The sequence below is a fragment of the Streptomyces galbus genome, from assembly GCF_005280195.1.
Taxonomy (GTDB): Bacteria; Actinomycetota; Actinomycetes; order Streptomycetales; family Streptomycetaceae; genus Streptomyces; species Streptomyces galbus.
In genome coordinates, this window is the sequence record NZ_SZPR01000012.1 from 596,276 (window position 1) to 617,132 (window position 20,857).

Genomic DNA, 20,857 nt, shown 5'->3' on the forward strand with positions numbered 1-20,857 from the left:
GGCCCCAGAAAGATCCCATGACCGTCACAACGGAGAGTGCTGACGTCAGCGTCGGGTGACAGGCCGGCAAGCTCATCGACACGTGCCAGCGAGCCAGCTCCGGGCAGGCGCGCTAGCAGGAGGGCGTCCACACGTCCACCTTTTCTAGGAATATCGAAACGTTGGACTGCGGCATTCTGCGATCACATACTGACTCGGTCTTTACTGGTTCCTGCCTGCACCCTGGTCACCCGCACACGCCGTACCCGGACACGACCGGTAACGGCCCGGGTAGACGTCGTAAAACACCTACTCAGGCGCGCAGGCGCTGGGCCACCACCTCACGACAACGGAGGGCGCCCTATGGCCTCACGCAAAGTTCTCTTCACCTCTCTGGTGGCAGCGGCCGCCCTCGCCTGTGCGGCAGGACCCGCGGTCGCGGCCCCTGCCCAGGACGCATCCGTGATGGGGGACGTCCCGTGGTGCGTCTCGACGGACATCTACAACGAGGCTTCCGGGCAGGTCGCGTGGGTGTGGAACGCATGCGGCAACACGCAACGGGCACGGGTCGTTATCGGCTGGGGGCCGGACAGCGACTGCTTCACCATTCCCCCGGGCTCGGGGGCGGCCTACCACTTCACCTTCGGCAACTACGGCAAGACGGAAACGTGCTGAACGATTTGGCACAGCCGTGAGGGGCTGGTCGAACCATCGTGGCTGATGGACGCGGCAAGGGGTCGAGTCCGCACTGACCGTGCTCCAGTCGATCCGGCCTTCCAGTAGTTCTAAGAAAAGGGACGCCTCGCCGTCCGTTCGGTTGATCTCGCTGATGAGAGCGGCACACGCGGTATCCAGGTTCTTGTCGATGACGGTGGCGGGGGCCGTGAAGGTCGTCGTAGGCGGGGTTTCCTTACGGAACGTGAGACGGGGCGGCTGGTGCGGTTTGAGCGCGCCAGCCGCCCCTTTTTCGCTGTCATGGCCGGGAGCCGCTGCAGGGGCGCGGACGGTGCTGGCTGCCGCAGTCGGGTCCGTCAATGAGGCCGCATCGAGGGCCCGGTGACTTCTTGGTTGGACTGCTGACCGTCAGGGCGATGCGATCAGTCGCATTGGGCTTCGCGGGAGTCCGGTTGTCCGCTCCTGCGGGAGCTTCTGCGGGTGATGCGCCTGGTCATCAGGGTGATCGCGGCTCAGGTGATGAGCGATTCCGAGTGCTGGATGAGCAGTTCGTAGTCGCGCGCGTGCCGGCGTGACGTGCATGGCCCGGCGTGTGAGCGTTCGACGACCCAGCGCCGGGGCAGCACGACGAACCCGGGGACGTTCTTCGGGCGGCAGCGGCAGGCCCTTGGGGTCCACGACTAGGTGCCGCTTGCGGCCGTTACTTCTCTTGCCGGCGTCGTAGCCGCGGGAGTCCTTGCCGACGGTGCTGGCGGCCTGGACCGACTGGGGGTCGATGACGGTCGCGACCGCTCCGGGCGCCTTGCCCATCTCGCGGCGCATGCGTGTGCGGAGCTGGTCACGGATATGCCCAACGCCGCCGCAGGCCGCCCAGCGGGCCATGAATCCGTAACACGTGACCCAGGGCGGGAAGTCCTGTAGAAGGTGCAGGAGAAGCAGCGGTTGTATACCGGGCAACCCTGTCCGTCGGCGCGGACGTTGTTCATTTCGTGGCAGCGTCCCGCGGGGACGGGCACAGAGCCGACGCCGGCGCGGATCCGGTCGGCAAGGTCGTCGTCGGGTTGCGGGTGCGGATCCGGCCGCCGGTGAGGTCGAACTGGTAATTGGCGGCGATGGCGCGTACCGCTTCCACCCGTCGGGGGTGCGAGGCCGGTAGTAGACCTGTGTGGTGGAGGGTCCTGGTGGGCCATGAGGACTCGCAGGATGTCGAGCGGGACGCCGGCGTCGGCGCGGAGTTGGGCATAGGTGTGCCGAAGAGGCGTAGGGGAACACCCGTGCCGGGTCGAAGGGCTTGCCGTGTTCGTCGGTTACGGCGAACTGGTCGAGCCAGGTCTCCAGCCAGTAGCCGATTGTGCCGCTGTCGTACGGCCGCTCGCCGAATGCGTCGGCACGGGAGCGGCGGGGGTGGGAACAGCACCATGCGGGTGGAACGGGGCCGGCCGTCTTCGTGGAACAGGTGCGGGGCTTCGTGCCGTAGGTGGTCCTGCTGGCGGGTGATGACCCTGTCAATGGCCTGCGAGAGCGTCAGGGTGAAGCAGCGGCTGCCGAAGGGGCCCTCCGGGTCGTCTTCCCCGCTATGCCCGGCCACCCCGCCCAGCGCGCCACCACTCCTACTCCCACTCGTGCCCCAGCTGCGCCCGAGCCTGGCCGACCTGGTCCGCGCCGCCGAGGCCGTGGACCGGCTCGCGGAACTCGGCTGCGAGCCGCTGGAGGGCTACCCCGGCGCCGATCCGCGCAGCCGGGTGGGGACCAGCGTCGCGGGCGTGCGCCACTCACCGGTGCGCATCCGCACCTCGGCGTGCCAGGCCGCGGGCGGCAGGGCGCGTACCGCTTCCTCGAAGCGCGCGGCGGTCGCCCGTACGTCGGCGACCAGCTCGGCGACCGGGCGCCGGGCCCCGGCCTCGATCTCGGCGGCGCGGCGTCCATGCTCGCGTACTGCGGGGTCTCCACACCGGTACGCGCCCACCGCTTCCGCACCGTCAACAAAAACGCGAGCTGCCCTGCATATATGCGCCATCACAGGGCACCAGCACGTCGACAGCTCGGCTCCCCCTCCGAGCGCACCGGCCCCGCCACCCATCCCCCCGGTGGCGGGGCCGCCCCTTTGTCCGCACGGCCCGGCACCAGGGTGGCGAAGGCCGGTGACGGCCGTACCCGCTCCGCACGGCGTTGTCAGTGGTCGCCGCTAAGTTCGATCACGCCTCGCCGGTCCGGCGAGCGCATTCCCTCGTGCTGCCGCAAAGGAGCTGGTGCGTTGTCGGTCTGGGAGAAGTCGAGCGCCGCGCGGGTGGTCCCACCCGCGCGGCCCCGCAAGCTCGCGAAGGTCCCGTTCGTCGAACTGGCCGACGGACGCCTGCAGGGCGTCGTGTCCAGCGGCTCGGACATCGAGCGGGTCTACGTCTCGTCGGTCGCCGCGGGCACCTTCGCCTTCGCGTGCAGCACCAACAACAACCGCCCCTGCGGCGGCGCCCGCGGCGGGTTCTGCAACCACATCCGCGCGCTGGTCACCGAGGCGGTCCTCCAGTACGGCGGCCGGCGGGTCGCCCGCTACCTGCGCGTGGACACCGGTGACGCCGCGGCGGACGCCCCCTCCCTGACCGGCGCGATGACCGCCACCCACCCGCCGCAGGCCGACCGCACGGCGGCCGCCGCCGTCTTCAGCCGCTTCCTGCGCCACCTGGCCTACCTCGAACTCGCCCCGGGCACCGCGCCGTTGCCCGAGATGCACTGGTTCCCGCCGTCCCGGCAGGGCGCGACGGCAGCGGAGACGGACAGTGCCGACGCCACCGGGCAGGCCGCGCCGGACGCGGAAGAGGCCGAGGCGGCCTCCGCCCACCCCCTCGCCCAACCCCTCGACGGCCTCGACGACGCCCTGGCCGCCGTCGACGCCGTCGACCGTGCCCTCACCGGCGGCCTGCTGCGCCCCCGGCCCGAGCAGGGCGCCGACCTGACGCACCTCGCGCACGCCGTCGCCGCCTCCCCGCTCGCCTCCCGGGTCGCCGAGGCCGCCGACAAGGCGTCGGCCGGAGCCGCCGGGGAGGAGCACTTCGTCGCGCTCGCCGCCGGCCGCGCCGCGCTCCTCGGCGCGGTCCACGACGCCCTGGCGGTCCGCGTGCAGGAGTTCACCGGCCGTACGCCCGCCGAGCGGCAGCCGTCGGCACCCGACGCGCCCGACGCCGCCAACCTCCTCGCCGCCGCCCGCTCCTGGCTGTGCGACCTGGCGCGCAGCGGCTGGCAGGGCATCGACCACGAGCTGATCGCCGGGTCCGCGCCGATCGTCTCGGCGCTGCTGCCCGACCCCGCGCTGCGTCGGCTCGCCGTCCTCCTCGACGGCTTCGCCGCCGAACTCGCCGCCTCCTGCCCCGGAGCGACACTGGAGCGCATACCGGCCCGCCGCTGGGGCGACCTGTGGGCGCGGGCCCTGCTGCTCACGCTGCCGGGCGCCCTCGGCACGGGCGCACCCGACCGGCTCACCGGCCGGCTGCTGCCCCTGGGCACGGATCTGCACGAGCACGCGACCGCCGTCCAGGCCCAGGTGCACGCCGTGTTCGAGCCCGCGGACGGCGGCCCCTCCCGCCTGGTGCGCGCCGGCGTGTCCGCCCCCAAGCCGGACACCGTCGTCGGCGCCGGCGTCTGGCAGTTGCTGCGCCCCCACATGACGCTCCTCGCCGCCGCCGGAGAAGGTCGCGCGATGGAGCTGACCGACATGCCCGCCACCACCGACGGCGACCTCCTGTGGGACGACGCGCACGCCCGTCCCGGCGAGCCCGCCGACCCGTTCGCGACGGCCCGTGTCGCCCTGCCGACCGCCACCGCCGCCGCGACGGCGCCCCTGGACCGGCACCCGGCGGCTCTCGCCGTCCCGGTGTTCCTGGAGGGCTACACCGTCGAACGGCACGAGGACACCGTGACGTTCACCGTCGCCGGACACCCCCTGCCCGTCGACACCGACCGGGCACCGGCGGCCGGCCCCCTCACCCCCGACACGGTCGCCGCGTCGGCCGCCTGCGTCGCCCTGCTGCGCTGGGACGCCGGGACGTACCGCCTCCAGCCGCTCGCCGTGGAGAGCACCGTGCGCCGCAGGACCGTGTCCGTGCACGCGGGCGCGTGGGCCGGCGGCACCACCGACAAGGCGGCCGCCAAGGCGGAGAAGGCCGCCACGGACGCCGTGAGCGTGCTGCGCGAGCGCGCCGGAAGGCTGCTGCGGAAATGACCGAGACCACGCCCGCCCCGGACGCCCACGACCACCGCCGTCAGGTCCTCTACTGGCGGCTGCTCGCCCGCCTCTTCGACCCCGAGGAGCGCGCCTCCCTGGAAGCCGCGAGCCTCGCCGTCGTCGAGGACATCGGCCTGCCGGCCGCACTGCTCGACCCGCAGGTCTCGATCGACTCGATCGTGCAGCGCCACCCGCACCTGGCGGCCGAACTCGACGGCCTGATGACCCCCGACGGCACCGACCGGCAGGACGGCACCGACCGGCAGGACGGCGCCCACCGGCAGGACGACAGCACGGTCGTCGCCGACAGCGCCGACAGCGCCGACAGTCCCGAGGGTGACGACAGCCCCGACGGCGGTGCCGACAGCCCCGACGGCGATGCCCGCGACCGCGCCGCCGAGGTCCGCCGTGCCGCCCTCGTCTCCAAGGTGCTGCTCAACGTCTTCGCCACCGGCTCCGGAGCCGTCAGCGCCGGACAGCTCGCCCGCTGGCAGTCCGACGCCGGCTGGCTGGAGCGCGCGCTCGGCTGTGCCCCCGGCGACCTGCGCGGCGGCCGTACGAGCGCCCCGGGCGGTGTCGGCCCGACCGGTACCGGCCTCGGCGGCAGCACACCGGACCTGAGCCGGCTGATCCCGCAGATCGGGCCCGAACTCGGCGCGCTGGAGGCCGACCTGGTCAAGCGGATGCGGCTGCGCGAGGTGCTGGCCGACCCGCAGCTCGCCGCGCGGCTCACCCCCAGCATGTCGCTGATCGAGCAGCTCCTGCGCGACAAGAACAACCTCTCCGGAGTGGCCCTCGCCAACGCCAAGGCGCTGATCCGCCGCTTTGTCGACGAGGTCGCGCAAGTCCTGCGCACCCAGGTGGAGAAGACGTCGGTCGGCGCGATCGACCGCTCCGTCCCGCCCAAGCGGGTCTTCCGCAACCTCGACCTGGACCGCACCATCTGGAAGAACCTCACCAACTACAGCCCCGAGGAGGAACGCCTCTACGTCGACCGCCTCTACTACCGCCACACCGCGCGCAAGACCACACCGCAGCGGCTGATCGTCGTGGTGGACCAGTCGGGCTCCATGGTCGACTCCATGGTCAACTGCACCATCCTGGCGTCCGTCTTCGCCGGGCTGCCGCGCGTCGACGTGCACCTCGTCGCGTACGACACGCAGGCGCTGGACCTGACGCCGTGGGTGCACGACCCGTTCGAGACGCTGCTGCGCACCAACCTCGGCGGCGGCACCGACGGCACGGTCGCCATGGCCCTCGCCCAGCCGAAGATCGCCGAGCCGCGCAACACGGTCGTGGTGTGGATCTCCGACTTCTACGAGTGGCGCAGCCAGGAGCTCTACGACAGCATGGCCGCCCTGCACCGCTCCGGCACCCGGTTCATCCCGGTCGGCTCGGTGACCAGCTCCGGCCGCGGCAGCGTCAACCCGTGGTTCCGGGAGCGCTTCAAGGACCTCGGCACACCGGTCCTCTCCGGACACATCCGCAAGCTCGTCCACGAACTGAAGACGTTCCTCGCCTCGTAGCGGGACCGCACGAGCACGCACCCACCCACGTCACCCGTACCTCAGAAAGGCCCCCGCATGTCCGACCTGCTGCGCGCCCCCGCCGAGATCAAGTACGCCGAGGAGCTGGACTGGCTGGAGTCGGTCGACGACGGCCCCAAGCCGTTCTCCTGGCGGCTGTCGCCCAAGATGGTCCGGCTGTTCGTCCTCGGCTCCGAGCGCGCCGACGGCCTCGACCGGGAGATCTCCCAGAAGTGGTTCGGCGACCGCAGCTTCGTCGAGCGGTCCATCGTCACCCTGGCCTCCGACCGCGGCCTGCTGCTCATCGGCGACCCCGGCACCGGCAAGAGCTGGCTGGCGGAGCTGCTGTCGGCGGCCATCTGCCGCAACTCCACGCTCGTCGTGCAGGGCACGGCCGGCACCACCGAGGACCACATCAAGTACTCGTGGAACGTCTCCATGGTCATCGCCAAGGGACAGTCCCGGGCGTCGATGATCCCCTCGCCGATCATGACCGCGATGGAGCGCGGCGCCATCGGCCGCTTCGAGGAGCTGACCCGCGCCACCAGCGACGTGCAGGACGCGCTGATCTCCATCCTGTCCGAGAAGTACATCTCGGTGCCCGAACTCGACAGCGACAGCGACAACATCGTGTTCGCGCAGCCGGGCTTCTCCGTCATCGCCACCGCCAACAGCCGCGACCGGGGAGTCAACGACCTGTCCTCGGCACTCAAGCGCCGCTTCAACTTCGTGCGCATCCCGGTCGTGACGAACAAGAAGAGCGAGGCGGAGATCGTCCGCTTCCGCACCGAGGAGCTGCTGCGGCGCCACCGCATCGAGCTGGAGGTGCCGCCCACCCTGCTCGACGTGCTGCTGCAGAGCTTCGCCGACCTGCGGGCCTCCGCGGCCGCAGCCACCAGCGACGACGAGAAGCTGGAGTCGGCCCTGTCCACCGCCGAGCAGATCGGCGTGCTGGAGGACGCCGTCCTGCACAGCACCTTCTTCGGCGAACGCACCCTGAGCGCCCGCACCCTCGCCTCGTCCCTGGTCGGCTCGCTCGCGCGCCGCGACCCGGAGGACCTGGCCCTGCTCAACAAGTACCTGCACGGCGTGGTCGAGCCGCGCAGCAAGGAAGAAGGGGGCTCCTGGCCGGAGTTCCTGGAGGGCGGCCGCGACGCGATCGCGACCCTCTCGTGAGCGCCGGCACCTTCGAGGCGCTGCGCGGCCAGCTCCACGAGGCGGCCACCGCGTTCGCCGACGGCCCCGGTGCGCTGGAGGGCATCCTGCGCGGCATCGTCGACGACGTCGACCGCGCCGTGCGCGAACCCCTGGAGATCTTCCCCGTCTGCCACCACTCGCCGGCCTCCGCCCTCGCCATGGCCCGGCGGCTGCGGGCGAAGCAGCCGAAGGTGGTCTACCTCGAACTGTGCGAGGACATGGCCCCGTTGCTCACCGAGCTGCGCAACTGCCGCCTGCCGGTGGCGGTCCAGGCGTTCGCGGGCGAGGTCGTGGGCTTCCCCGCCGACTGGTCCCCGCTCTCGGTGGTCGCCCCGATCACCGAGGCCTCCGCCGAGTACCAGGCCATCGCCTACGCCCTGGACACCCCCGGCGTGCAGCTGGTCCTCGTCGACCGCTCCTCCGACCACGTCTTCCAGTGGGAGGCCCGCGACGAGCACCCGGCCGCCCCCGGTGAGTCCGCCGACCCCGACGCGCCGCACGGCGAGGACGGTGCCCTGCACGGCGACGCGGTCGGCGTGGAGATCGGCGACCTGCGCCCGCGCTTCGCTGAGCTGGAGGAGCACCTGCTGCGGCACGGCCGGGTACGGCACTGGTCGGAGTGGTGGCACCAGTACGTCGAGGTGCCCCTCGGCGACGGCGACCACGACACCTACCGCCAGGTGATGCTGCTCATCGGCAGCCTCTTCCGCCGCCTGGCCCCCGGCGACCCGCGCCGCGTCCGGGTCGACGAGGACCGCGAGCGGTACATGTGGACGCGTATCCGCGCCCACCTCACCGCCACCGGCACCGACCCCGCCGACGGCCTCTACGTGTGCGGCGCCTTCCACGCGGCCAGCCGCGTCGAGGAGTTCGGCGTCCACGGCACGGACACCTTCACCATCAGCCCGCCCAGCGGCACCACGTGGCGCCACGGCCTGATCCCGTCCAGCCACGCCGCCATCGAGGCCCAGTTCGGCCTGGCGGGCGGCTCGGTGTCGATCGCCGCCGCCGAGTGGGCGAAGAACGTCCGGCGCACCGGAGTGAAACCGTTCCGGCTGGCGGGCCAGGCGGGCACCAAGAAGCAGGGCCGCAAGGCCGTACTGCCGGCGGTGCCCGCACCGTCCGGGACGCCCGCCGACAAGCTCTCGGGATTCCTGGGCCGCCCGCCGGCCCTGGACCGCCTCGACGAGGCCGAACTGCTCGGCTGGTCCGTGGACATCGTGCGCGCCGCCCGCCGCAACGGCTACCTCGCCTCCACCGCCGACGCCATCGCCGTGTTCGAGACGTCCATCCTCCTCGCGGGGATGCGCGACCGCGCCAAGCCGACGCCGTACGACTTCCAGGACGCGGCCGTCACCTGCATCGAGAAGGACGTGGTACCGGGCCGGCGGGACGTGCGGCGGCTCGTCGAGAGCATGATGGGCGGCGACCGCGTCGGCCAGGTCGGCTACGACGCGCTGCCGCCGCTGGCCCGTGACGTCCACGACCGGCTCGCCCCCCTGGCCCTCAAGCTCCAGCAGCGCGGCGTCCAGCGGGCCCTGCTGGACATCGCCTCCCGGCCGGAGCTGGAGGCCTGTTCCGACGTCCTGTGGATCCTGCGCCGCCTGCTGCCCCACGGCGCCGCCCGGCCGATCATGGGGGAGCGGCGCCTGGGCGAACGCCCCGTCCAGGAGTCCTGGGACCTGGCCCTGGGCACCCACCAGCGGGCCCTGATCGAGCTCGGCTACGAGGGCGTCAGCATCGAGCAGGTGCTGGAGCAGCGCCTGCGCCGCACCGCCTACGACCCCCGGGCCACCACCGGCGCCGTCCTGGAGACCGTCGAGGACGCCCTGCTCCACCTGCGCAGCCGGCGCCTCGCCGACGAGCTCGGCACCCGCGCCCTGGAGGTCCTCGCCCGCGAACGCGGCGTCGACGGGGCTCCCGAGGTGCTGCGCCGGGTGCGCCGGCTGCTCGCGTACCACCGCACGCACGAGCCCGCGCTGCCCGCGTGGATCGAGTCCTTCGTCACCACCGGGTACGCGCACTACTGCACGCTGCTGCCCACCGCGGTCACCGACGAGGACGCCACCGTCCGCCAGGTCGGGGCGATGCTCGGCTTCCTGTTCAGCATGGAGGGCCTGGCCCTGTCCCTGGGCTGCGACCGCACCCAACTGGAGCTGGCCGTCGCCCAGTCGAGGCCCGGGGACCCGGCGAAGACCGCCCTGCTGTGGGCGGCCCGCACCCACCTCGGCACGCTCTCCCGCACCGAGCTGCGCGCCCGCTGCGCCGGCCTGCTCGGCAACCCGCTGGTCGTGCCGTCGTACCCCCGCTACCTGAGTGGGTTCCTGCACGCGCTGGAACCGGTGCCGGCGCTGGCCGACTTCGTGGTGGAGGCCGTCTCGCAGGCGTTCGCGCGCCTGCCCGACCAGGTGCTGCTGCCCTGGCTGCCGAGCCTGATCACCTCCCTGCGCTCCGGCGGTACGGAGCTGGCCCCGCTGCTCATCCGCGAGGCCGACCGGCTGTTCCCCGCACGGCTCGCGGCCCTGGACGCCTGGACCCCGCCGTGGGAGGCACCGCCGTCACCGGTGGGGGAGCAGGGGGTCGTGGGCCCGCACGCCGGGCGGGGCGTCTCGCTGCTCGCCGCCCACCCCGCGGTCTGCGACGCGCTGGCCGGGCTGCTGGGCTGCGACGACCCGTGGCAGCAGGCACCGGCGGCCACGTCCCGGGGCGCCGCGCTGCTGGGCGTGCACCCGGCCACGGGCGAGGCGCTGGCGGAGCTGCTCACCACCGGCTGACCCGCCGCCGGCCTGCCCGGTCCGCCGCCTCACCGCGGACCGGGCAGGCCGTCACCGCGCGGTCGGCCGTCCCAGGTACCAGACCGGCCCCTGCTCCTGAGGGACGTCGATCTCCTGGAACCCCAGCCGGTCGTAGAACGCGCGCGCCGGGGTGTTCGCCCGCGCCATGCACAGGTGCACCGCGGGCACCCCCTTCTCGCGCAGCGCGTCGAGGAACGCCTCCATCAGGGCGCGTCCGTAGCCACGGCCCTGCCAGGGCGGCAGCAGGTCGATGTGCAGGTGCGCGGGGAAGGGCGCGAGCTGCGGCTGCACCATCCGCTCGGGGTCGTGCAGCAGGCCGATCATCTCGTCGGTCGGTGTGCGGGGCGCCCCGCCGGGCTCGGGGTACCGGTCGGCGACCGCGGGCAGCCACTCGTCCCGGAACCACTTCACGAACCGGGGCGTGTCCGCCGTCCCGACGACGTACCCCACGGCCCGCCCGTAACCGTCGTCCAGGACCCGGGTGAGCTCCGGCTCGTGGTCGGCGTACGGGTAGGCGAACAGCGTGGGCATCAACTCCCGGTCGGGGTAGACCCCCGAGGAGTCCTGCCCGTTGTGGGCGGTCAGGACGCAGACCTCCCCGAGCGCCGGGCGGTCGGACACCCGGTACGGCCGCACGAAGGGCATCGGTTTCATGCCCCGATCATCCCGCCGGGGGAGCGCTCCCACAAGCGTCGGCGCGCACCTGCCCGACTGCCGCCCGGAACCACGAACGCCCGCCGCCCCGGCGGCACTTGGTTCACCGGGGCGACGGGCGCGTGCAGAGGGAGGGCCGGTCAGGCAGCCGGGGCCGGGAACGTCGGGTACTCGACGCCCGAGACGTGCTGGACGACCCGGATGACCTGGCAGGAGTAGCCGAACTCGTTGTCGTACCAGAGGTACAGGATCGCGTTGTCGCCCTCCACCTTCAGCGCCCCCGCGTCGACGATCGAGGCGTGGCGGGAGCCGATGAAGTCGCTGGAGACCGCGTCCGGCGCGCTGATGAAGTCGATCTGGCGGCGCAGCGGCGAGGTCAGCGACACGTCGCGCAGGTAGTCCAGCACCTCCTCGCGGGACGCCTCGCGGGCGAGCTGGAGGTTGAGGATGGCGATCGACACGTCCGGCACCGGGACGCGGATGGAGCTGCCGGTGATGCGGGCCTTCAGGTCCGGCAGCGCCTTGGCGACCGCGGAGGCCGCGCCGGTCTCCGTGATGACCATGTTGAGCGGCGCGGACCGGCCCCGCCGCTCGGACTTGTGGTAGTTGTCCAGCAGGTTCTGGTCGTTGGTGAACGAGTGGACCGTCTCCACGTGCCCGCGCAGGACGCCGTACTCGTCGTCCATCGCCTTCAGCGGCGGCACGATCGCGTTCGTGGTGCAGGACGCGCAGGACAGGATCCGCTCGTCCGGCTTGACGGTGTCGTGGTTCACGCCGTGCACGATGTTCGGGACGTCGCCCTTGCCGGGCGCGGTCAGCACGACCTTGTCGATGCCCGGACGCAGGTGCAGCGACAGCCCCGCGCGGTCGCGCCACTTGCCGGTGTTGTCGATCAGGATGGCGTTCTTGATGCCGTACGCCGTGTAGTCGACCTCGCCGGGGTCGTTCGCGTAGATGACCCGGATCGCGTTGCCGTTGGCGACGATCGTGCTGTTCGCCTCGTCGACGGTGATGGTGCCCTGGAACTGGCCGTGGATCGAGTCGCGCCGCAGCAGCGAGGCGCGCTTGACGATGTCCTGCTCGCCGCCGCCGCGCACCACGATGGCGCGCAGGCGCAGGCCGTTGCCGGAGCCGGCCTTCTCGATCAGCAGCCGGGCGACGAGGCGGCCGATGCGGCCGAAGCCGTAGAGGACGACGTCGCGGCCCTCGCCGCGCTCGATCTTGTTGCTGCCGGTGGCGCCCGCCACCGCCTGCGCGGTGAACTCCTCGACCGTCAGGCCCTGGTCGTCCGCCTTGTAGGTGGCGGCGAGCATGCCGATGTCGATCTGCGACGGACCGAGGTCGAGCGTGGTGAGCGCCCGCAGGAACGGCATGGTCTCGGTGACCGAGAGCTCCTCGCCGGCGATCTGCCGGGCGAAGCGGTGGGTCTTGAGGATGCTGACCACCGACTTGTTCACCAGGGAGCGGCTGTGCAGGAGGACGGTGACGTCCCGCTCCCGGTGCAGCTTCCCGATGATCGGGATCATCGCCTCCGCGGTTTCCTCGCGGTTCTTCCAGTTGGTGAACGAGTCGTCGTTGACAGTCACGGATCCATCTTTCGAGCTAGGTGGCGCTCATATGCTAACCACACCCCTGCTCGGGGCCCGCAGCCGGTGTGATCACAGCGGGTGTGCCCCGCAACGAGATAAAATCGAGCGATTTGTCCCGAGACGGGCGACCGCCCTGGCCGGAGTGACGATGCCCCGCAAGCGCCCCACGGACGACGGTGACGAGCTGCTCGCCAGACTGGGCTCGCTCACCGCCCAGGCCCGCCAGCGGGCGGAGCTGCAGCGCACCCAGGTGGAACTCGCCATCGCCCTGCAGCGGGGCATGCTGCCCCGCGACCTGCCCGTCGCCCCCCGCCTGCACCTGGCCGTCCGGTACGCGCCCGCCTTCCACGGCCTGAACGTGGGCGGCGACTGGTACGACGCCTTCGTGCTGCCCGACGGCGGCATCGGCCTGTCCATCGGCGACGTCCAGGGCCACAACATCGAGGCGGCGGCCTTCATGGGCCAGGTCCGCGTCGGCCTGCGCGCCCTCGCCTCCGTCACCAGCCACCCCGGCGAACTGCTCTCCCGGACCAACGACCTGCTGCTCTCCCTGGGCGGCGACCTCTTCGCCACCTGCACCTTCCTGCGCCTGGACCCCGCCACCGGCGTCCTGGAGAGCGCCCGCGCCGGGCACATACCGAGCGTGTGGGCCACGGCCGACGGCAAGTCCGGCATCGCCGACGACGAGGGCGGGCCGCCGCTGGGCATCGTGGCGGGCATGGAGTACCCGGTGACCCGGTTCCGCCTCACCGCGGGCGGTGTCTTCGTCCTCCTCACGGACGGCGTCGTGGAGGGGCCCTCCATGCACCTCGACGAGGGCCTGGACCAGGTCGTGCGGCTCGCCGGCATAGCGGCTGTGGCCGGCCTCGAGGCGTCCTCCCTGGCCGCCGCCGTGATCAAGGGCGCCGCACGCGTAGGCCACGAGGACGACGCGGCCGTCCTGGTCATCGGCCACGACCGGCACGACGAGCACGAGGGGCGCGGCGGTGCGGGCGGCCACGAGGGCCACGGCGGTCGCGGCGGCGGGGACGGTCGAGAGGGCCACGGTGGTCGCGGCGGGGCGGACGGTCGAGAGGGCCACGGCGGTCAGGGCGGCCGGGACGGCCGTCCCGAGCGCGGCAGCCGTGACGGACCGGGCGCCGTCGGGCGAGTACGGCCGTGACACCCCACGCCCGCGCCCCCGTCGGGCGGCGCGCCCCGCCCCCGGAGCCCGTACCCCGGCCGTTCAGCCATAGGGCCGGACGGGTGCCGCCCTCGCCTCGCCGTCCCCGGCCCGACGGTGTCTGATGGCTCCTGTGGTGGGTACCGAGGAGCTGCGCCGACCAGCCGTCTTCCTGATGCGGACGCTGGTCGTCGGTGCCTGCTACTACGGCGCGGGCCGCCTCGGCCTGCTGCGGCACCTGGTGGTCGAGGGCGCGGTGTTCAGCCCCATCTGGCCGCCCACCGGCGTGGCCGTGGCCGCGCTGCTGGTCCTCGGGCTGAGCTGCTGGCCCGGCATCGCCCTCGGGGCCTTCCTCGTCATCCTGTCGATCACGACCGCGCTGACCCCGGCCGTCCTCGTCACCCTGGCCGGGAACACCGTCGCGCCGCTGTGCGCCTACCTGCTGCTGCGCCGCTCCGGCTTCCGCACCGACCTCAGCCGGCTCCGGGACGGCCTCGCCCTGGTCTTCCTCGGCGCGCTGACGGCCATGCTGATCAGCGCGACCACCGGGGCGGGGGTGCTCGTCCTGACCGACCGGCTCGCCGCGGGTCACTTCTGGCCGGTGTGGCTGGCCTGGTGGGTGGGCGACGCGATGGGCGTCCTCATCGTCACGCCGGTCCTGCTGTTGCTGTACCACGCCCGCTGGCGCCCGCACCCCCGAAGGTGGCGCTGGAAGGAGGCCACCGCGCTCGTCGTCAGTGTCGCCGTCCTGGTGCCGCTGGCCACCTACAGCAGCGTCAGCCTGCTGTTCCTCGTCTACCCCCTGCTGATCTGGGGCGCCCTGCGCTTCCAGCTCGCCGGGACCATGCTGTGCGCCCTGCTCGCCTCGGTGCTCGCCACGCTGGCGGCCACCGAGGGCACCGGGCCCTTCGCGGGCCTGAGCCGCATCGAGGTGATGGCGAAGCTGCAGGCCTTCAACGGCGCGATGGCCCTCACCGCGCTGCTGCTGTCAGCGGTGATCACCGAGCAGCGCAACACCAGACGCTCGGTGGAGCGGGCCTGCCAGGAACTGGCCGAGGTCCTGGAACACCTCACGGCGGGCGAACCACCGCCGCCCCGCCCCGCGGACGAGACGTACGACGACGAGACGTACGACGCCGACGGCCCGGGCCCCGGCGCCCGCCGGCCGCGCGACCCCTACTGAGCCGCCCGCCGCCCCCGCCGCCCCCCGCGGGGCCCTCCCGCACCCGAGTGGTGACCCCTCCACGACCGGCGTACGGTCGAACGGTGCACGCGCCGGTGGACACCCCGGTTCGCCGGCGGCCACGACGCCCGCTCCCCGAGCGTGGAACCGATATGAGCAGCAGCCCGCAACCCGCGTCCGCCCCCACGACCACCGCACCGGAACCCCGCGGTGGCGGCAACGCGATGGCGCTGCTCGTCATCGCCTCGTGCCAGCTCATGGTGGTCCTGGACATCACCATCGTGAACATCGCGCTGCCGCACATCCAGCGCTCCCTCGACTTCTCCACCACCAGTCTGTCGTGGGTGGTCAACGCCTACACCCTGACCTTCGGCGGTCTGCTGCTGCTCGGCGGCCGGGCCGGTGACATCCTCGGCCGGCGCCGCGTCTTCGTCTTCGGCGTGCTGCTGTTCGTCGTCGCCTCCCTGCTCGGCGGACTCGCGCAGAACAGCGGCCAGCTCCTCGCGGCCCGCGCCCTGCAGGGCGTCGGCGGGGCCATCGCGTCACCGACGTCCCTCGCGCTGATCAGCACCACGTTCCGCGAAGGCCCGGCGCGCAACCGGGCGTTCGGGGTGTTCGCGGCCGTATCGGCGGGCGGCGGGGCGATCGGACTGATGGCCGGCGGAATGCTCGTCGAGTGGCTGAACTGGCGGTGGGTGCTCTTCGTCAACGTCCCCATCGGCGTCCTCATCGCCCTGGCCACCCCGCGCTGGATCAAGGAGTCCGAACGCCACCCGGGCCACTTCGACGTCGCCGGCGCCCTCACCTCGACGGCGGGCATGGTCCTGCTCGTCTACGGCTTCATCCGGGCCGCCCAGGAGGGCTGGCGGGACGCCTGGACGCTGGCGTCGTTCGCGGCCGCGATCGTCATGCTCGGCCTGTTCGTGCTCACCGAGCGGCGCTCCAGGCAGCCCATCACGCCGCTGCACATGTTCGCCGACCGCAACCGCGCCGGCACCTACGGCATGATGCTCTGCCTGGCCGCGGCCATGTTCGGGATGTTCTTCTTCCTGACCCTCTTCGTGCAGGACGTGCTGAACTTCAGCCCGCTGCGGGCAGGCTTCGCGTTCCTCCCGGTGAGCGCGGTGATCGCGGTCGGCGCGGGCCTCGCCTCCCGCTTCCTGCCGGTGTACGGCCCGAAACCCTTCATGGTCGTCGGGGCGCTGCTGGCGGCCGCCGGCCTGGCCTGGCTCACGCTCACCGACGTCCACTCCACCTACGCGGGCAGCATCCTCGGCCCGATGCTGGTGTTCAGCTTCGGCATGGGCATGGAGTTCGTGTCGCTGACGCTGATGGCCCTGTCCAACGTGCCCGTGCACGAGTCCGGCGCCGCCTCGGGGCTGCTCAACGCCACCCAGCAGGTGGGCGGTTCCCTCGGCCTGTCGATCCTGGTCACCGTGTTCGGCACGGCCAGCACCGACGAGGCACACCGCCAGATCCCGGCGTTCCTGTCCCAGGCGACCCCGCTGGAACGCCTGCGCTTCCAGCGCACCGGCGTGCTGCCCGACCCCTGGTCGGACGAGGTCCTGACGGCCGGCGTCTCCGGGGCCTTCGTCACGGCCGCCGTGCTCGCCGCGGTCGCCGCGGTCATCGCGCTGCTCGTCATCCAGGTGCGCCCCTCGGACCTGGAGCGGCTCCAGGGCGGCGGCCCCGGTCAGGGGCAGTCGTAGGACAGGCGCAGGCTCGCCGTGTGCGGGGCGGGGGACAGCACGCGCAGCGTGGCGGTGGTGCTCTGCCGCCCGTGCCCCTGGAACGTCCACCGCAGGTGCACGCGCACGGTGCGCCGTCCCCGGTCCAGCGAGGTGTGCCGTACGGGGGAGGCGGTCCCGTCGCCGCGCACCCACCGGTAGGTGACGGTGCCCTCGTGCCCGTCGGTCCGCACGACGCCGACCACGTCGGCGGTGCCGTCGCAGACCAGGTGCGTCCGGTCGGCCCGCACCGCGACCGCGCGCACGGACAGCGGCGCCGAGGAGTGGTCCCGCCACCACAGGAACACCAGCACCACGGCCAGCACGCACACCGGTACGACGTACCGGCGCCACCGGCCCCTCGGCCGCCGCCGGGGTGTCGCCCCGACGGCCGCCGTGACGTCGGGGCGGTGGGCCAGGGCCGTGGTGACCCCCGGCCCGAAGCGCAGCACGGTCTCCTCGCCGGCCCCGGACGGCACGGCCGGCACCGTGGCGTCGGCCGGCGTGGCGTCCTGCGGCGGCGGGTCCGTCACCGGCCGCCGGATCCAGTGGCTGGCCAGCACGGTCGCGCTGTAGTCGTCGTCGCCCGGCGCCGTGGGGCCGGGCAGGGCACGGGGGTCCTGGGGAGCGGTCATCGGATCTCGCACTGCCGGGTGAGGAGCTGCTGTCCGGCACCGCCGTCGGCGGAGGCGGGGCTCGTGGTGGCCTGCACGGTCCAGTAGCAACCGGTGGACCGGAAGGCGTGGTCGACGGTGACCGTGTACTGCGTGGCGCCGCTGCGCCGGAACGAGGTGGCGGTCCCGTCGGCCGTCCCGGGCTGTCCGCCGCTGTCGCCCGCCGACCAGGCGACGGTCAGGGTGACCGGGCCGGTGCCGTCGGTGGCGACGGTCAGGGTCGCGGTCGCCGTGGTGGGGCCGGTCTGCCGGAACGCCGTGACGGACACGTCCTTCACCGCGGGCGCGGCCGGTGCGGAGGACGCGTCGGCGGAGGGGCTGGGGGAGCCGGGCGCGGAGGGCGCGCCGGTGCTCGGGCTCGCGGTGGGCCCGGCCGGCGGGGACGCGGTGTCCGGCCCGGACGCCGCCGGCGAGGGGGAGGGGCCCGGGAGCGACTCGGTCGGCGAGGGCGTGGCGGTGGCCGTACCGGACGCGGCAGGCGACGGGGTCGCCGGCCCGGTCGGTGTCGGACCCGCGCTCGTGACGGCGGGGCCCGCGCTGGTGGTGGCGAGGACGTCCGTCACCCGCCCGGCGGTGTCCGCACCGGCGATCGGACCGATGCCCTGCGTCTCCAGGACGGCCAGGAGCAGCGCGGCCGCGCCCACCGCGACACCGGGCCAGGTGGGCCGCCACGCGGCGAGCCGGCCGCTCCCCGTCCCGAGGACGGTGCGGGCGGTGTCGGTGGTGGTGCGCGCCGTCCGCCGGTGCCGGGGCGGCAGCAGGAACAGCAGCAGCGCGACGAGCGAGGCCAGCCGGGCGCGGCCGCGCGTCTCCCAGTCGGGCCCGTACCGGCCGACGGCGGCCCGCTCCAGGTCCGCGACGAACGCGGCGGCGTCCGTGGGCCGCTCCCCGGGTGCCTTGGCCAGCCCCCGGCGCAGCAGGGGCCGCAGGGCCGGGGGCACCTCGTCGGCCGGGACGGGGTGTTCGAGGTGCTGGAGCGCCAGTTCGGCGAGGTTGCCGCCCGGGTAGGGCTTGCGGCCGGTGAGGCACTCGAAGAAGGTGGCCGTCGCGGCGTACACGTCACCGGCGGGCGAGGCGGGCGCGCCGGTCCACTGCTCGGGCGCCATGTAGGCGGGCGTCCCGGCGATCCCCGCCCGGGCGCCGTGGTCGACGGCGATGCCGAAGTCGACCAGCTTGGACGAACCGTCGGCGGTGACCAGCACGTTGTCCGGCTTGTAGTCGCGGTGCACGACGCCCAGCCGGTGCGCGTCGGCCAGCCCGAGCAGCGAGCCCTTCAGCACGACCAGCGCCGCCTCCGGCGCCAGCGGGCCCTGCCGGGCCAGCAGCGTGCGCAGGGAGACGCCGTCGACCAGCTCCATCACGATCGCCGCACCCGAGGGCGCCTCGACGTACTCGTAGAAGCCGGCCACGTACGGGCTCTCCAGGCCGCCGAGGAGTTCCGCCTCGGCGCGGAAGCCGTGCACGAACCCCGGCCGGGTGCGCAGCGCCTCGCTCAGGTACTTCACGGCGACCGGCACACCGGTCTCCTCGTGCACGGCGAGCACCACCCGCCCGCTCGCCCCGGAGCCGAGTTCCAGCGACTCGAAGTACCCCGGTACCGCCCATCCGTTCACAGCCGTCCCCCCTGCCGTGGCGCGCCACCGCCGCGTGGTGCGTGGCGCGGTGGACCACGGGGAGGAAGACACGCTTTCGGCGGGCGCGGTTGCAGCGTGGCGTCCGCCCGCGGGCCGGGGTCCCGCGTGCGGGTCAGTCGACGCTCCACGCCCGGGCGGGGGCGGGCGGCCGGCCGGCGCCGTCGGCGGCCAGGTCGCGCAGCCGGGCCGCGAGGTCCTCCAGGGCCCGGCAGGCGGCGAGTTCGTCGCCGACCTCGGGTGCGGGCGGGTCGTCCGGGTTGCGGTGCGCGACGCCCGTCCCCGCGACGCTCGACGTGTCACGGCCCGACAGCACGGCCCGCGCCCGCGTCTCGTCGCCGTCCTCGGTGATGTGGACCCGCACGGTCCACTGCTTGCCTTCCACGGTGTCCACCTCCGGGTCGGGTCGCCCCGTGCTCCCTCCAGACTGCGGCCGGTCCACGCGGACCGCTCAGTGTGCGGGCACGGGCGCGGACCCGTGCGCCCGCCACGCGGCGGTGCGCAGGGTGTCGTCGGCGAGGACGTCGACGGCCGTGCAGGCCAGAGCCTCGGTGACCGACGCCAGCACGCCCCGGGCCCGCTGCGACAGGCCGGCCTCGGCGAACTCGGGCGTGTGGTCGGAGCCGTCCGCGCCCATGATCGCGACGAACGGGTGGATGGCCGGCATCAGCCCGCTGACGTTCCCGATGTCCGAGGAGCCCAGGTACACGCCGGGTGCCGGCGGGGTCAGGTCGATCCCGGCGCGCGAGAGGTGTGCCGCGAAACGGGCGGACAGCGGCTCGCTGTCGCGGAAGTGCTCGTAGCGGACGGTCGCGCGCTCGACGGTCACCGTGGTGCCGGTGGCCTGGGCGACCCCGGTGGCCGCCGTGCGCAGCCGGTCGGCGAGGTCGTCCAGCGCCCCGGTGGTCGCCGCCCTCAGCCCGAACACACCCTCGGCGTACTCCGGGACGATGTTGGTGGCGGTGCCGCCGTGGGTGATGATGCCCTGGACGTGGGACGCCTCCGGCAGCCGGTGGGTGAGGCCCGCCAGCACGTTGAACAGCTCGATCAGCGCCGCGAGCGCGTCGATGCCCTCGGTGGGGTTGCCCGTCGGGTGCGCGGCCCGGCCGTGGAAACCGACCCGGTACTGCTCCTGGGCGGTGAGCGGCGCGCGCACCCAGTCGTGCACGCCCGGGTGGAACATCAGCGCGGCGTCCACCTCGTCGAAGACGCCCGCCTCCGCCTCCAGGGCCTTGCCCCCGCCGCCCTCCTCCGCGGGCGTGCCCACCGCCAGCACCGTCCCCGGGGCGCCGTCCCGTGCCGCGTGGGCCGCGAGCGCGGCGCCCAGCCCGGCGGCGGCGATGAGGTGGTGGCCGCAGGCGTGCCCGAGGCCGGGCAGGGCGTCGTACTCCAGCAGCAGCGCCACCGTGGGCCGCCCCTCGCCCGCGCGGGCCGTGAACGCCGTAGGCAGGCCGGGCACGTCCTGGCGCACGTCGAACCCGGCCCGGCGCAGCTCGCCGGTCAGCAGGGCCGCCGCCCGGTGCTCGGCGAAGGCGCACTCGGGGTCGGCGTGCAGCGCGCTCGCCACCCCCCACAACAGGTCCATCCGGTCGGCCACTTCGTGGCGGACGCGGCGGTGCACGGCATCGGGCGTGGACGGCACACGGGCCTCCTCGGGTCGGCTGCTCCGGCACCGTCCGGGTTCCACCGAACGCGGCACCGACACAACGCGGCACCGACACAACGCCGCACCGACACAACGCCGCACCGACACCGCCCCGGGGTTTGGACCGCGCGCCCGGTGCAACACGGTGGCTGGGCCGAGCCGCCCCCGATGGGGCGGTGCGGCCCACGACGGAGTCCGCCCCGG

General features: G+C 73.6%; 14 protein-coding genes and 3 pseudogenes. 9 read left to right on the forward strand and 8 right to left on the reverse strand.

Translation table 11 applies throughout. From position 1 onward, the window contains the following. The first annotated feature begins 342 nt into the window (after positions 1 to 342). Entirely contained in the window at positions 343 to 654 is a 312-nt protein-coding gene (locus E4U92_RS15710; RefSeq protein ID WP_137300983.1) for a hypothetical protein, read from the forward strand. Positions 655 to 1,169: 515 nt separating this feature from the next. Here E4U92_RS15710 and E4U92_RS15715 read toward each other — a convergent pair. Next, positions 1,170 to 1,569 (reverse strand): annotated as a pseudogene (locus tag E4U92_RS15715) (transposase); the annotation flags it as partial. A gap of 799 nt (positions 1,570 to 2,368) precedes the next feature. Then, a complete protein-coding gene (locus E4U92_RS15725) occupies positions 2,369 to 2,620 on the reverse strand; it encodes a maleylpyruvate isomerase N-terminal domain-containing protein (RefSeq protein WP_229862079.1) in 252 nt (83 codons plus the stop codon). Between the two features lie 321 nt (positions 2,621 to 2,941). Between E4U92_RS15725 and E4U92_RS36640 the strand changes: the two are divergent. From E4U92_RS36640 to E4U92_RS15745, 5 genes and pseudogenes are all read left to right on the forward strand, one after another. Beyond that, positions 2,942 to 3,400, forward strand: a pseudogene (locus E4U92_RS36640) (hypothetical protein); the annotation flags it as partial. A 126-nt stretch (positions 3,401 to 3,526) separates the two neighbouring features. Next, positions 3,527 to 4,867, forward strand: coding sequence for a hypothetical protein (locus tag E4U92_RS15730; protein ID WP_229862138.1), 1,341 nt, complete (start codon positions 3,527 to 3,529; stop codon positions 4,865 to 4,867). Further along, positions 4,864 to 6,396 (forward strand): VWA domain-containing protein, encoded by a 1,533-nt coding sequence (locus tag E4U92_RS15735; RefSeq protein WP_137300987.1) that lies wholly within the window; start codon positions 4,864 to 4,866, stop codon positions 6,394 to 6,396. Before E4U92_RS15730 ends, E4U92_RS15735 begins: the two co-directional genes overlap by 4 nt. A gap of 57 nt (positions 6,397 to 6,453) precedes the next feature. Then, positions 6,454 to 7,572, forward strand: a complete 1,119-nt coding sequence (locus E4U92_RS15740; protein ID WP_137300988.1) for an ATP-binding protein — start codon at positions 6,454 to 6,456, stop codon at positions 7,570 to 7,572. Then, on the forward strand, positions 7,569 to 10,367 hold the full coding sequence (locus tag E4U92_RS15745; RefSeq protein ID WP_137300989.1) for a DUF5682 family protein: 2,799 nt from the start codon (positions 7,569 to 7,571) through the stop codon (positions 10,365 to 10,367). Before E4U92_RS15740 ends, E4U92_RS15745 begins: the two co-directional genes overlap by 4 nt. Positions 10,368 to 10,418: 51 nt before the next feature. Here E4U92_RS15745 and E4U92_RS15750 read toward each other — a convergent pair whose 3' ends face one another. Further along, on the reverse strand, positions 10,419 to 11,042 hold the full coding sequence (locus tag E4U92_RS15750; protein ID WP_137300990.1) for a GNAT family N-acetyltransferase: 624 nt from the start codon (positions 11,040 to 11,042) through the stop codon (positions 10,419 to 10,421). A gap of 140 nt (positions 11,043 to 11,182) precedes the next feature. Next, positions 11,183 to 12,628 (reverse strand): glyceraldehyde-3-phosphate dehydrogenase, encoded by a 1,446-nt coding sequence (locus E4U92_RS15755; RefSeq protein WP_137300991.1) that lies wholly within the window; start codon positions 12,626 to 12,628, stop codon positions 11,183 to 11,185. 151 nt (positions 12,629 to 12,779) lie between these two features. On the opposite strand from E4U92_RS15755, the pseudogene E4U92_RS15760 reads away from it, so the two are divergent. From E4U92_RS15760 to E4U92_RS15770, 3 genes and pseudogenes are all read left to right on the forward strand, one after another. Beyond that, a pseudogene (locus tag E4U92_RS15760) lies at positions 12,780 to 13,589 on the forward strand (PP2C family protein-serine/threonine phosphatase); the annotation flags it as partial. A gap of 337 nt (positions 13,590 to 13,926) precedes the next feature. Further along, entirely contained in the window at positions 13,927 to 14,976 is a 1,050-nt protein-coding gene (locus E4U92_RS15765) for an MASE1 domain-containing protein (RefSeq protein ID WP_137301138.1), read from the forward strand. 152 nt (positions 14,977 to 15,128) lie between these two features. Continuing rightward, a complete protein-coding gene (locus E4U92_RS15770; RefSeq protein ID WP_137300992.1) occupies positions 15,129 to 16,685 on the forward strand; it encodes an MFS transporter in 1,557 nt (518 codons plus the stop codon). On the opposite strand, the gene E4U92_RS15775 is transcribed toward E4U92_RS15770, so the two are convergent. The 4 genes from E4U92_RS15775 to E4U92_RS15790 all read right to left on the reverse strand — a co-directional run bounded on the left by E4U92_RS15775 (position 16,670) and on the right by E4U92_RS15790 (position 20,593). After that, positions 16,670 to 17,338, reverse strand: coding sequence for a hypothetical protein (locus E4U92_RS15775; RefSeq protein WP_137300993.1), 669 nt, complete (start codon positions 17,336 to 17,338; stop codon positions 16,670 to 16,672). The genes E4U92_RS15770 and E4U92_RS15775 overlap by 16 nt on opposite strands. After that, positions 17,335 to 18,990 carry a serine/threonine-protein kinase gene (locus tag E4U92_RS15780; protein WP_137300994.1) on the reverse strand — a complete coding sequence of 552 codons (1,656 nt, stop codon included), beginning with the start codon at positions 18,988 to 18,990 and terminating at the stop codon, positions 17,335 to 17,337. The genes E4U92_RS15775 and E4U92_RS15780 overlap by 4 nt, the downstream gene beginning before the upstream one ends. 133 nt (positions 18,991 to 19,123) lie before the next feature. Beyond that, positions 19,124 to 19,393, reverse strand: coding sequence for a DUF1876 domain-containing protein (locus E4U92_RS15785; RefSeq protein ID WP_168376015.1), 270 nt, complete (start codon positions 19,391 to 19,393; stop codon positions 19,124 to 19,126). Positions 19,394 to 19,459: 66 nt separating this feature from the next. Further along, positions 19,460 to 20,593 (reverse strand): amidohydrolase, encoded by a 1,134-nt coding sequence (locus tag E4U92_RS15790; RefSeq protein ID WP_137301139.1) that lies wholly within the window; start codon positions 20,591 to 20,593, stop codon positions 19,460 to 19,462. Positions 20,594 to 20,857: the final 264 nt, after the last annotated feature.